Raw genomic sequence first — 13187 nt, forward strand, 5'->3', positions numbered from 1 at the left:
TGAACAAAGAAAGAATTTCTTTCTATACCTCCTGATCTCATATGTTCTATTCTCCTTTCTTGATTACATGTAAGTATTGTAGTGAAAAAAGGATCAATAGATCAATATATTAATTTGAATAGAAACCATCGAAAATTTAAATGATACTTATTGTGCGACCCGTTTTAATTCCGCAGGTTAATAGAATTCTTCTATCGTTTCAATAAAAATCACTCTATTGATAAATTAATTTTCTTAACCTACAATAAATAAAGATGTAGTACGCGTAAAAGGAGGGGGTTCCCATGGAGTTCAGACAACTGGAGTGTTTTAAAGCGATATGCGAGGAGCTTCATTTTACCCGTGCAGCTGAGAGGTTAGGAATTACGCAGCCCACGTTAAGCTATCAGATCAAGCTTCTCGAGGACGAAATGGGCACTCCCCTATTTAGTCGAATCGGTAAAAAAATCGCGATCACGGAGGCTGGGAGTATTTTGCACAATCATTGCAGCACTATTTTCGGTGCCTTGACTGGAGCACGTGAAGAGATTTTTGAGCTGCAGCACATTGAGCGTGGTACGCTGTCTATTGGAGCGCTAATTGGAGAGATCAATGAATTAGTATCCAGTTTGCTGGTCGACTTCCATAAAAAGTATCCAAAAATTCAAATCAAGCTAAATGGCTTAGTAGATGTTGTAGAACCTCTCATCCTAAACGAACTCGACTTCGCTGTTACCATTTTGCCTGTGGAGGATGAACGATTAAGAATAGTACCTCTTTATGTAGAAGATTTTTATTTTGTGGTGAAGTCGGATCATCCCTTTGCTGACCACAAAACCATTTCTTTTGAAGAGATTAAGAAAGAACCCGTTATTATGTTCCCAAGCACTCATCGTTGTCGTAAGATGATTGATTCGGCATGCTCAAGCCTCGGCTTTGATTTAAAACCAAAAATTGAGACCACAACCATTAGATCCTTGTTGATGCTGGTCCGATCAGGTGCAGGAGTATCCATTTTGTCTAAAACACTTTTAGAGATGTACCCTCATCAAGATTTGAGTATGATTCGCATTACGAATCCTTCTCTACGCAGGGAAATAGGTGTGATTTATCTTAAAGACCGCTATATGGAGAAAGCAGCGAGGGAGTTTATAGATCTTTTAATGGAACGTCCGTGCCTTCTTTGACACAACGGCCAACGACGACTTCCTTCCCGCGATCATCCAATATGTAAGCGATGTAAACGAATGTGGTTTTAATCATAAGAATAACTAGAGGAGCTATTTCAAACTTCTCTTTTTCGTTAGTTCCTATAAACAAAAGAGCTAAGCCGCATACGCAAACTTAGCTCTTTTGTTGTAGTTCGGGTGCCGCGTGAATCCAATCTCCCGAGATACTGACCTATTGCTGAATAGCTTTCATTATCATTTCAAATATTAGCAGATCCTCCAAGTAATCCTCCGGTGTTGTCTTTGGCGGCTTGCCCTGTGTGACGACCTCGTAGAAATATTCCAGCTCATACACATAAGCGTCCTTGTAGGTCGGGCGAACCGTCGATTTGTCCAAGCTGTCTCCAATCGTCTCGCTGATGTGCAGTGTAGTTGGCAGTTGTCGGATAAAAAAATGGTTACGTAGTTAATCCCTGACCGTAGACAACAGTCTTGCTCATTACTTTGAACTTGCCTGCCGTTGAACAACAGCTCTAGCTTCAGCTGCGTTTCCAACGTTTGAAAAGGATACAGATTCTCGAGCTCCAATTGAAACTGTACGTGCGCTTCTCGATTGGCAGCATCCACCTGTGTCGTCATGACATGGATATCTCGTATTTGCATCTTACGGTTAAACGCTATACTAACCTCACCCATGATTCCGCACGTCGCTACCCGGGGGCCCCAATCCCACCCAAACACATATTGCGGTTTTCTCAGCATGCCACGGCGATGATCGCCTCGTTGACCGATCTGCTCGTTCTTATATACAACCTTGGCTTCACCAATTAGAGCAAGATCATGTTCAGAATAGTGTTCCAAACCTGCGGTAACTCTCACAAAAAGTTGATTGACCCCCTGCTGTGCTTTCCCTTTAAGATCACAAGAAAATGGATAAAAAGCACTGCGATGATGACCCAGATGACAATCGTTCAACCAGATATCCGCCTCTACATCCAAAGATGCCATGTGGAGAATCATTTGATCCGAGACTAGGTGCTCCGCCGTTAGCTCAAATGACTTCTTAAACCACCACGAGCGTTCCTCTACCCATTCGCTGGCAAAACAGTGATTCGCCACCAGCGGCTCTGCGATAATACCTCGCTCGATCAGTGGCATATGCACATCGCAGGGCAGATCCGCTGGCAGCCAATCCCGCTGTTTGTTCCTGACCTGAATATAGTCGCCTGCCTGACGGTAGAGCGGCTCCCACGTCAACTGCCAATCCTCATTTAACTTGAGCCTCATCCTGTGCACCTCTTACAACTAAATTTTAATCGAGCCACGAAGGGAGACTAAGCGTATTCCATTCATTCGAAACCGTTCCCTCATATTAACAGTAGCTACCTCAGGCTTGCATGTATACTGTGAATTACGTCGAATGTTATAAAAACGGTAATAACGATTCTGATACGCCCCATCAATCTACATTTCTTTGCAGGATTAGCATGCCGAATATAACAAAGAAACCTGAGACATCCTCAGGCTTGTTTGCGTTCAATTTAGTTATAAATTTCGGCTTCCGTAAATTCCAATTCCTCATAATCGAAGAAGTCAAAGTCCGCATGCAGGCGAGTTCCTCGAAAATCCTGCGCGCATAGCCCAACGAAAGCGCCAGTAAAGGATAATTTGCGCCGATAGCTGTCGGCAAGATTGCCGGAGTACAGCGTCGGACCAATAGGTAGCCACGACTGACCGTCTAAACAATAAGAAAATTGAATCTTATCGAAATTCATTGCTGCTTTGAGATATATGCGCTCCCCTTCAGGAATCGTCACATAAGTGTCCAATTCATCATACTGCCCCTGATCGCTTATGATAATTGCCAAATGCTTGCCAAGCTGCTCATCGTGGGAAATGCGTAAATAGTAATGATCGGACTCATCATAGTAAAGTACAAGACCCGCCATTTGGGTAAAAGCTTCCGGCTCGAACGCCACACATGTCACCATCTCGCACTGGAAGCTTTGAATGCGTCTTGCCACAAGGCTTTGGTGGTGCAAGGAGGTAAGTGACTCTCTTCCCAGTAGTCGCAAATAACCTGGGCGCTCCGTTAAGCTTAACCATGACTCGTCAGCCGGAGCGCGAAGTGTGTGCCAATGTACGCTGAGCTTCGCTTCGTTAAAATCATCGCGGACCGGGTCCGGTGCAAACGGGTGGGGAGTAAGCTCCGTCTCCGGAATATGCAGCTGTGGCTGCTTCCCACCTTCGGCCAGCCGCAGCCAGCCGTCCGGCGTCCACGCTACTTTTTGCAAGGAAGTTTCTCGCCCCAATGGACTGAGCTTATTGCCATCTGGCAAGGGACGAGAACAAATGAACACCATGTACCAGTCCCCCAGCTGCGTTTCCACCAAGGAACCGTGACCTGCATTTTGCAGTGGATGTTCTGGGGTGTTTCTTGTGGTAATAATCGGGAAGTCAGGGTCAACTTCATAGGGACCATCTACGGAAGTCGAACGCTATAAGGGTTGCGGCGTGCATCGGACCCGTTCCCCCCTCGGCAACCAGCAAATAGTAGTACCCATCTTTCTTATACACCATCGGCCCTTCCGTAACACCCAATTCTGTACCTTGGGTAATCAGCTTAATCTCGCCGATTAGCTTGCCTTCAGCTGAACAGAATTCCTGCATAATAATGCCAGCGAACCGATTTTTGTTTTTCCGAAAATCCCACTGCATATTAAACAAATACTTGCGGCCATCCGTGTCGTGGAACAAAAAGTGATCGAAACCACTGGCATTCAGATAGATCGGTTCAGACCAAGGTCCTTCAATCGAAGGTGCCGTCACGATATAGTTGTGAAGATCTTTATACACGCCTTTTCGACCAACCACATTCGTAAAGCACAAATAAAAAGTACCGTCGCAGTAGCTTAAGGAAGGCGCCCAAATTCCGCCAGAGCTTGGCACACCGCGCAGATCAAGCTGACTCACCCGATCCAGCGGGCGCGTCAAGGGACGCCAGTTCATCAAATCTTTGGAATGATGAATGAGCACCCCAGGGAACCATTCAAAGGTAGAGGTTGCAATGTAATAATCATCTTCGACCCGAATGATCGACGCATCCGGGTTAAAGCCTCGTAGAATTGGATTTTGAATCATGTCGTTGTGCTTCCTTTCTTTTACCACAGATATAAATCGTTCCCTTTAAGCTTGAAAATCGCTTCCATGAAATAGTAATCGCCATAAATAATCGCTTGATGATGGTTCTCCGAATGATAGGCAGCTGAACCAAATTGAATCAGGCTATCGCTACCCGTTGACCAATCGATTCGGGAGTTATCTAGTGTTTTTAGCAACTCCAGCGCCGCACCGAGATAAAGCTCCTTTTCATGCTCGCCTACGACTTTCGCAATTTCAATCAGACCGCACGCCGCAATCGCTGCAGCCGTATCATCCTCGCGCTTCGGTTCCTTCGGCTGTCGGAAGTCTACCGGAATCACGCCATCCTCAGGAATGTTCGCGATAAAATAGTTAGCAATCCGTTTCGCGGTTTGCAAATAATCCTCCTTTTGCGTATGAATATAGCTCATCATGTACCCATACAACGCCCAGGTCTGCCCTCTCGTCCAGGAAGAGCCTTCTTCATAGCCCTGTCCACCATACGATCTAATTACGCCGCCTTCAAACGGATCAAATTCTACGATGTGGTTGACAGACCCATCTGGTCGAACAAACGCCGACATTGCGGTATCGGCATGCTTCATCGCGATTTGCTTGAACCTCGGATCACCGGTTTCTTCTGAAGCCCAGTACAGCAACGGAATATTGAACATGCAGTCAATTATCGCCCAGCCTCTTGTATCAGAACCCTCTAAATCGTTCCAAGCGCGAATAAAGCCACCTGCCAAATTAAAGCGACCCGCGAGCAGTACAGCGGCATGCAGCGCTCTTTTGCGAGATTTTGGATTCTGCGTCACTTTATAATTCGCTACACTTGTCGGCAGCCACATAAATCCAACATCATGATGTAAGCCGTAAAATTCATCAAAACAGCGATCTAATTCTTTTTCGGAGATTTGAGCGATTTCTTTATATTTCTCGTTACCGGTTTCGTGATGCATAAGCCACATCATGCCGCCCCAGAAGCCATTCGTCCACCAATTAATCCCATCCGTTTCGGTAACTGTAGGATTATCCACGTTGCGATTATCGTGTGTTCCGTTAATTGTCGTGTACGGAATTTTATGCTTGGACTTCTCACTGACCCAATCCATTTTCGTTGATAATCTGTCAATCAATTCATTCAACCATGCTTGATCCTGCCCATTTAACATGCGTTTCTGCCCGCTTTCTACATTTTATTTTTCCTTATTAAAAATCCTCCCTATCCGCCTTGAAGGTTGATAGAGAGGTTTAGATTTGTCACAAACCCCCTAATGTTAGCCTTTGGTTGCACCTGCTGCGATCCCTTTGACAAAGTATTTCTGCAGCGCGATGAATGCGATCAAGACAGGAATGATTGAAATCGCGGTGCCTGCGAAAACCATATCCCACTGGGACGCATATTCGCCGACGAAGCCGAAGATTTCGACGATCATTGTCTTGGGCTTATCCGAAGGCAGCACCAAGCTTGGCATCAGGAAGTCGTTCCAAATGCCGAGACCGTTCAGCACGACCAAGCTCGCCGTACACGGCCCAAGCAGCGGGAATACAATCCTCCAGAAAATGCCGCACTTGGAACAACCGTCGATTTCAGCTGCTTCCTCAATTTCACGCGGAACGCCTTTCAGAAAACTTGTATAAAGAAGTACGCCGAACCCTACTGAGCCGGAGATGTAAATGAGAATCGGAGCACTTAAGGTGCCGTAGAAACCCATCATTTTCATCTCTTTGAACAGTGGAATCATATAGACTTGAAATGGAATCATCATGCCGGATAGAAAGTAGACATATACCATATTCGTCCATCTTTTATTCGTCCGCTCAATCGCGTAAGCTGCCATGGGAATGACCGCAATCATCGCGATAATCGAGCATAGGGTTAAAATGACCGAGTTGACCATGGCTCTAGGGAAATCGGTTTTGGTCCAGAGATAGACGAAGCTATCCACGTACCAGCTGGTCGGAAATGAGATCGCATCCCTCAGAATAGCTCCGTTGCTTTTAAAGGCGGAAATCAAGCTGAAGTAGATCGGAAAGAAGAAGATAATCGCAAGGACTAGCGTCAGGACAAAGAGGAGAATCTCCAGCACATTTTTCTGCTTTCTCATCCTATAACTGCACCTCCCTGCTGCGAAGCAGCTTAATTTGGACGAGTGAAACGATCAGGATCAGGATAAATAAGACAAGCGATAGTGCTGTTCCGAAGCCTTGCCGCAGCTCGCCAAAGCCGACTTTATAAATAATGTACGTTAGTGTTTCTGTCGCAAAACCAGGTCCACCATCCGTCATAACGGCAATCTGATCGAATATTTTTAAGGACGCAATCATCGACAGCATCATACATACCGTAAAAGCACCTGCCAGCAGAGGGAACGTGATATGGCGGAATTGCTCCCAGCGGTTCGCACCATCAATGCTTGCCGCTTCCGACAGCTCTGGCGGAATACCTTGCAGACCGGCCAAATAAATAATCATATAATAGCCAGCGCCTTTCCATACAGTTGCAAAAATGATAGCGATCAATGCGTAATCCGGATTTCCAAGCCAATCGATTTTCAAGAAGGAAAGATGAAGCTTATCGAGCAATTGTGTAACAACTCCAAAGTTATAATTCAGAATAATCGTCCAGACAAATCCCATTACAATCCCGCTGAGTAATGTCGGGAAGTAAAAAATACTGCGAAATAAATTGCGGAACCATTTCACCTGATCTACCAGCATCGCCAGCAGCAGGGCAACGGCATTTTCTATAATAACTAAGACAACGGACAGGATTAACGTGTTTTTCAGTGCATTATGCACGCGCTCGCTGTGCCACATCTCCACGAAGTTATCAAGTCCAATGAAGCGAATATCAGGACTAACACCATCCCAGGAAGTAAAACTGAGATAGATACTGCTCGCTGTTGGTGCCATGACGAACAAGGTATAGAGGATCAGCGCAGGAATAAGAAACACGACGGAAAAGGAGAGCCATTTTCTTTTTCTCTTCACAGGCTGTATGGTTGTCATTCTCTTATGCCTCCTATTGGACTTTGAAGGTAGTAGCAGGAAAACCTCCGCAAGTGACGCAGAGGTTCTCCGTTTGCAGCCTTTTCGTTCTTATTTTTTCATTGCTTTCACTTCGGTATCCCACTCCGCATCCGCTTTTTTCAACTGATCTGCGCTGAAATCACCTTTCACTAACCAGTCTTGAACGGATTTATAGAACCAGTTGCGGAATTGCGGAGGTATTTGGTTAGATCCCCAGAAATTATTGATTTGAAGCGATTTTTTAACGTTAGGATCTGCCATCATCGCCAACACTTCTTGCAATTGCGGGGAAGCTTCATAGTTCATTTTTTCTTTTGTAGATGGGATTGCGCTTGCAACTTTCAAGTATTTCGGATATTGCTCTTTGCTGAAGAAGAATTTAATGAAATCCGAGATCGCCGCTGTTTTGTCTGGATCTTTCGCTGCAGCAGCAGATAAGGACCAACCAGCTGGTTGTGCAAGACCTACAACGTTGATTTCACCTTTTTGATCCGGTACAGGGTACCAACCGAAATCAAATTTCGGATCTGCTTGAGCGATCGTTGGGAACATCCAAGGACCGGAGAACAAGCTTGCCGCTTTACCTGTCACGAGCATGGAAGCCGTTTGGTTGTCCGCCGTACTCATGTAACCTTTATCTACGTAGCCTTTTGTAAATAGATCTGTCATAAGCTGCATCGCTTTCGCTGGACCTTCGTCCGTGAAGCTTACTTTGCCTTCGGAACGCTTGGAATTCCAATCCGCATCTTTGATGAACACTTCATCTATTAGGAATTTATTGACCCAGAAGCCCCAGTGGAAAATGTCTTTACCGCCGACAACGATCGGTGAAATACCTTTTGCTTTCAGCTTTTCTTGAGCTGCGAGAAAGTCCGCATATGTTTTAGGTTCTTCTGTAATACCTGCATCAGCGTAAGCTTTCTTGCTGTAAATAATCCCTTGTGGAGCAGGAAGCGAAATTGGCGCGTTGTACACTTTGCCGTTTACTTGCGGTACGCTTTCAAACAAATCTTGTAAATCTTTTGGAAGTTCAGCCAGCTTGCCTGCATCCGCGAATAGTTGCGTGTCACGCATTTCGACAAGGTCTGGGAATTCACCAACGGCATCTTTTGTTTTCAAGAAGTCCAGATAAGCTGCTGTCGTTGTTTCGCTTAAATCTTTGATTTTGACGTTCGGGTTCGCTTTCGTGTAAGCAGCAATCGAATCGGCTACCGCTTGTTTGGTCGCTGGATCGCCTGTCGCATAAATAACGCTGAAAGTAACATCTTTCTTCGAAGCCGCTGTTGCTGCAGCTTTGCCACTTGACGTTGGAGTTGTGGAATCACTGTTGTTTCCGCATCCTGCCAAAATGAGTGCTAATGCTGTCGAGCCTACGAGTACTTTGGAAAAAGTTTTAACCATAGTTGAAAGTAATCTCCCTTTAGTATCTAGTTTCTTTTGAACAACCTAAGCGGTGTGCTTTCGACTCATCTTGTGCTGTTTTGTTCCTTGATTTAAGACTAACATACGCCCAAATCGTTTAGAATGAAGTTTTTTAAGCTCGATATGCATGAATTTAAGAAAGTGAAAACGAATGCAAAGATCTTCATCTATATGGAAAAACAGCTTCTGCCCATGCTTCGAATCGAAGCTAAAGCAGAAGCTGTCTCTAAGAAAAACAGAATTCCGACGATTTACCCTTTGATTTGACTCTTATATTCGTGCGGAAGCTTGCCATAACTTTTCTTGAACATATCACTGAATTGCCGTGGATTATGATAGCCAACCTGCTCCGCAATTTCGTAAACGAGCAGATCCGTTTGCAAGAGCAGCCGGACTGCGTTTTTCATCCGGATGTTTGTGACGTACTGCTTAAAATTCTCATGCGTGTGCTTCTTAAAGAAGCTGCTAAAATAATACGGATTCATAAACACTTGGGAAGCCATGCTTTCCAGCGTTATATTTTCGCTATAGTGCTCCTCAATGTATTCCTTAATGACCTTCATCTGCTGCGCTTCGCGGCTGCCTCCTGCCGTGCTTACTTGTTCCAGTATGTCCAAAATGAGACCCGTTATGAAATCTGTTAGATCACTAAAACGGTAAAATTGATGCAACCGCTGTTGCCAATCTTTCCGCTGCTCCGACGACACCTGAAGGTCGATCCCGACAGCCAACATCTCCTCCATTAAGTCCGTCAGCATGGCATGTACGATTAATACCGCGGATTCTTTACGACCAATAGCGTTGGTTGCAGCATGTTCAAAAAAGCTTACCAACAGCTCCTGCACCTGCTGCTTTTCCTTGGCAATGACCGCTTTAATCACAGCGTGTTTGGCATCTGCTAAGAGTTGATCTTCACCGCCACGCCGCTCATTTTGTGACCATGACAGAACCATCCCTTCCTTTTCAAAATAGCTATAGTTCATCGTCTCAACGGCCGACTTATAGGATTGCCGAATATCCTGCAGGCTGAGGGCCGGCATACCGATACAAATCGTCACATGAATTTTAAGATAAAATAAAATCTTATTTCGCATTTCGCTCGCGAGACGCTGCAAATCATCCTCTACACGCATATGGTTCACAATGACGCATAAATTTTCGCCTTTTCGAATGACAAGGCCGCTGCCATATAGATGGATCAGTTCTTCCGCTAGATTGGATACCGCAAACACTAACAGACGCTTCTCGTGCTCCCCCCACCTGCCGTCCTGTAGCTGCACATGCGCAAGCTCCACATACAGCACGCTGAAACATGGATCCGTGAACGGAGAGTTCAAGGCTTGAAACTTACTCTGCGCTTCCTCCCACCGAATATCCCCTTGAGTGAGCCTGTCGAACAGCTCCTCGAGCTGTGTCTTCTTATCCTTTTGTTCATAGACGGCCAGCTTTCCTTTGGAGGATTGATCTTCATTCGCCTCTTGCAGCTGCGTCATCGCTTTGCCCACCGCCTCGAGCAGCAGACTCTTCTCGATCGGCTTCACCAAATAATCGACTGCACCAAAGGCTAACGCGTCCTTGGCATAGGAAAACTCCTGGTACGCACTGATAAAAATAATTTTGGTCCGAAGCTGCCGCCTTTGTACTTCTTTAATGACATCGATGCCTGAGCCGTCCGGCATACTTATATCCGTGATGACGAGATCAGGCTGCTTGCGTTCAATCTGCTCCATCAAACCTCTGCCAGTCATGGCCTCACCCACGATTACAATGCCGAGCTCTTCCCACGGAATGAGCTTTTTTAACCCTTTGATAATCATCGGTTCATCATCAGCTAGAATGGCGTTCAACACGGACGCTCACCTCTTTCGTTAAAGGAATGACAAAACGGACGGTAGTCCCAATATGTTGACTGCTATTGACCTCTACACCAAAACCTTGCCCATATAGCGCCACAATGCGCTCATGGACATTGATGAGCCCTATACTGCTTCCCGTATCCAGCGAGCTGCCCTCAGCCAGCTTCTGACGAACAAGTTCAAGCGTATCCTCGCTCATCCCTACACCGTCGTCGTCCACCGTGACACCAAGCAGGTTGTCCGAAAGCTTTTCAATCGAAATGCGAATTGTGCCTTTCCCCGTCTTCGGCATAATGCCATGATAAATGGCGTTTTCGACGATCGGCTGCAGTGAGAGCTTCGGAATGGCGCAGTCCATCAAGTCCGCATCGAACCGGAAGTCAAGGCCTAGCCTATGCTCTCCGTACCTGATAACCATTAATTGAAAGTATTGCTCCAAGTTCGCTTTCTCTGCCCGGATTGTAACGGTTTCTTCGCCATAATCGAGTACATATTTGAGCTGGTGCGATAACGACAAAATCATATCGCCCACCTCATTCGCATCTTCCGCAACAGCGCTCATCCGAATGACTTCCAATGTATTATACAAATAATGCGGTCTGATCTGACTTTTCAGTGCGTTTAGCTCCGCTTGCTTCTGCTTAATCTGCGCAACATACACAACGTCAATGTATTCCTTCAGCCGCCCCACCATTTTATTAAAACCATGGGACAGAAGCCCCAGCTCATCCGCTGTCTTGACGGTCACCTTCGTATCGAAATTGCCGGACTCCACTTTCGCCATTTCTCGCGTAATACTGCGAATCGGGTTGGAGAAGCGATTAGAGAACCAGACCGCTACCACAATCAACGAAATCATACACAGGCCAATGACGATCGTAATCGTCCGAATGAGCTGCTCGACTTTGAGGAACAGTTCTTTTTTATAAAACTCGCCGACAATTTTGATGCTATTCACTGCTGTATCCTGCTGTAAATGCAAGAAATCATCCGACGTATTCGCATGGAAAACAGTACCGATTAGCTCTATTTGATTGCTGTAAAGGATAATCCCCTGATTATCCACGACATAGACCGTATCCCGGTTATTCAGAACCATTTGCTTAAAAATCTCATTAAATACGCCAAGTCCTACATCCATATAAAAGCTACCGACCATATCGCCTTCGACCTTGGATGCCCCCAACACATCGGTTAGGTTGCGCCCAAACGTCATGACTTGATCCGTTGCCCCAAGAAAATAATCCTGCTTATGCGTCGGAAAAAAGTTGAGATCGTTACGATTAAGCTTCAACTGATCCTTCCATTCAACTCTTGGGAATTGATATTGGTAATCCAGGGCTACGTTGTTCTTAGATAAGCTTTGAAAGGTTCCATTCGGCAGAACAAAAAAGACACTTTGCAGGTTACGTTCTGTATACAACACCGTTTGCAAGAAATCGTTGATCGTCATCGACAAGCGGATGTCTTTATCCTTGCTTTGCGCTGCAATCGCTTGTCCCAATTGGCCATAGAGTCCGCCTACCCCGTAGGAGTACATTAGTTTGGAAATGTTATTGTACTTAACGAACATATCATCCACATTTCGGCTTGCAAACAGCAGCATTTGCTCATAATTGTTCGTCGCATAACGCTCCATAAAGCCACTGAACGTCTGAAGTGAAATATAACTGAGAATGAGTAGAGGGATAAGGCCTATCGAAATAAAAGAGAGTGTAAATTTAGCAAAAATGCTTTTGTGTAGCCGAAAAGGGTTCGACACCATCAGTGAGCCGCCTCTTTCTTTCGTTTTAGAATACGTCTATTTTAACAGAATTCGCACACGATGCTACCGTTGAAATTTAATGTGGAAGTGCGCTTTTTTAAGAAATACGTCTTCGTGAGCTTAATTTCCTCTGTACAGATAAGGAGTTTCAACGCCGTGAGAAGATCCACGAATTTCACTACTTTCGCACAGACCTATGCAATTATCCAGGAGGATATGTTGATGGCTGGGTGGTCAACTTGAATTACCTGAGACAGGTAGCTGAGTACGGTAATGAGCCGAGTCGAGCGGCTTTTACAGATGCAATTCTTGCTTTCTCGCATTCCACTGAGATTCCGACACTATTGACCCACATCGCTGTATATCCTGTTGCAGAACAAATGCATCGTATCCAAACATTTTACGCTCACTTTGAGGCTCTTCGATGGTACATTTCTGAGGCCGGGAAGCGAGACGATCCGTATTTACTTGATTGGGCCGTAAGCGATTTAGTTCTTTATGGGGGAAGAATGATACTCGCCTATAACAAAATCCTATATCCGTATCACAAGTGGTTTATGAAGACGCTTCAGAACGCGCCAGATAAGCCTGAAAACTTTACGGAACTTACCGTCCAATTACTACAAAACCACAGTGTTACCAACGCTGAAGCATTCTGCAAATGCATCCTTGATTTCAGGGAATGGGAGTCTCCACCTCATGGATGGCCGAGTGCCTTTCGAGTAGAAAGCGAGTGGCATTGGATGCGAGGTTGTGCACCAGTGAGAGATTGGTAGAGTAGTAAATGAAATTTAATCCAGTAACTGCCTATTAGCGTAA

The 13187-nt window shown here is 45.4% G+C and carries 9 protein-coding genes and 1 pseudogene; 2 read left to right on the forward strand and 8 right to left on the reverse strand.

Translation table 11 applies throughout. The features are described 5' to 3' along the window. The first annotated feature begins 284 nt into the window (after positions 1-284). Positions 285-1166: a LysR family transcriptional regulator gene (locus ASG85_RS27345; RefSeq protein WP_060648339.1), complete on the forward strand. Its 882-nt coding sequence runs from the start codon at positions 285-287 to the stop codon at positions 1164-1166. A 249-nt stretch (positions 1167-1415) separates the two neighbouring features. Here ASG85_RS27345 and ASG85_RS27350 read toward each other — a convergent pair whose 3' ends face one another. From ASG85_RS27350 to ASG85_RS27385, 8 genes and pseudogenes are all read right to left on the reverse strand, one after another. Further along, complete coding sequence (locus ASG85_RS27350) at positions 1416-2435, reverse strand: glycosyl hydrolase 2 galactose-binding domain-containing protein (RefSeq protein WP_060648340.1); 1020 nt, start codon at positions 2433-2435, stop codon at positions 1416-1418. A gap of 254 nt (positions 2436-2689) precedes the next feature. Next, positions 2690-4289, reverse strand: a pseudogene (locus tag ASG85_RS27355) (glycoside hydrolase family 43 protein). 20 nt (positions 4290-4309) lie between these two features. Further along, the gene (locus ASG85_RS27360; protein WP_060648341.1) at positions 4310-5464 is read right to left on the reverse strand and encodes a glycoside hydrolase family 88 protein; all 1155 of its coding nucleotides are present in this window, start codon (positions 5462-5464) and stop codon (positions 4310-4312) included. 105 nt (positions 5465-5569) lie between these two features. Then, entirely contained in the window at positions 5570-6400 is an 831-nt protein-coding gene (locus ASG85_RS27365) for a carbohydrate ABC transporter permease (protein ID WP_060648342.1), read from the reverse strand. A 1-nt stretch (position 6401) separates the two neighbouring features. Then, positions 6402-7304, reverse strand: coding sequence for a carbohydrate ABC transporter permease (locus ASG85_RS27370; protein WP_060648343.1), 903 nt, complete (start codon positions 7302-7304; stop codon positions 6402-6404). A gap of 90 nt (positions 7305-7394) precedes the next feature. Continuing rightward, the gene (locus tag ASG85_RS27375) at positions 7395-8726 is read right to left on the reverse strand and encodes an ABC transporter substrate-binding protein (protein WP_060648344.1); all 1332 of its coding nucleotides are present in this window, start codon (positions 8724-8726) and stop codon (positions 7395-7397) included. Between the two features lie 272 nt (positions 8727-8998). Further along, complete coding sequence (locus tag ASG85_RS27380; protein WP_060648345.1) at positions 8999-10597, reverse strand: response regulator; 1599 nt, start codon at positions 10595-10597, stop codon at positions 8999-9001. Continuing rightward, positions 10575-12368, reverse strand: a complete 1794-nt coding sequence (locus ASG85_RS27385; protein WP_060648346.1) for a sensor histidine kinase — start codon at positions 12366-12368, stop codon at positions 10575-10577. The genes ASG85_RS27380 and ASG85_RS27385 overlap by 23 nt, the downstream gene beginning before the upstream one ends. 239 nt (positions 12369-12607) lie before the next feature. Here ASG85_RS27385 and ASG85_RS27390 point away from each other — a divergent pair, with 239 nt between their 5' ends. Then, a complete protein-coding gene (locus ASG85_RS27390) occupies positions 12608-13144 on the forward strand; it encodes a hypothetical protein (RefSeq protein WP_156396854.1) in 537 nt (178 codons plus the stop codon). Positions 13145-13187 lie beyond the last annotated feature (43 nt).

The sequence above is a fragment of the Paenibacillus sp. Soil724D2 genome (genome assembly GCF_001427935.1).
Taxonomy (GTDB): Bacteria; Bacillota; Bacilli; order Paenibacillales; family NBRC-103111; genus Paenibacillus_E.

What these genes read in the sequence shown, in the direction of transcription:
- ASG85_RS27345 (WP_060648339.1), top strand. Translation starts at nt 285, where the DNA reads ATGGAGTTCAGACAACTGGAGTGTTTTAAAGCGATATGCGAGGAGCTT.
- ASG85_RS27350 (WP_060648340.1), bottom strand. Translation starts at nt 2,435, where the DNA reads ATGAGGCTCAAGTTAAATGAGGATTGGCAGTTGACGTGGGAGCCGCTC.
- ASG85_RS27360 (WP_060648341.1), bottom strand. Translation starts at nt 5,464, where the DNA reads ATGTTAAATGGGCAGGATCAAGCATGGTTGAATGAATTGATTGACAGA.
- ASG85_RS27365 (WP_060648342.1), bottom strand. Translation starts at nt 6,400, where the DNA reads ATGAGAAAGCAGAAAAATGTGCTGGAGATTCTCCTCTTTGTCCTGACG.
- ASG85_RS27370 (WP_060648343.1), bottom strand. Translation starts at nt 7,304, where the DNA reads ATGACAACCATACAGCCTGTGAAGAGAAAAAGAAAATGGCTCTCCTTT.
- ASG85_RS27375 (WP_060648344.1), bottom strand. Translation starts at nt 8,726, where the DNA reads ATGGTTAAAACTTTTTCCAAAGTACTCGTAGGCTCGACAGCATTAGCA.
- ASG85_RS27385 (WP_060648346.1), bottom strand. Translation starts at nt 12,368, where the DNA reads ATGGTGTCGAACCCTTTTCGGCTACACAAAAGCATTTTTGCTAAATTT.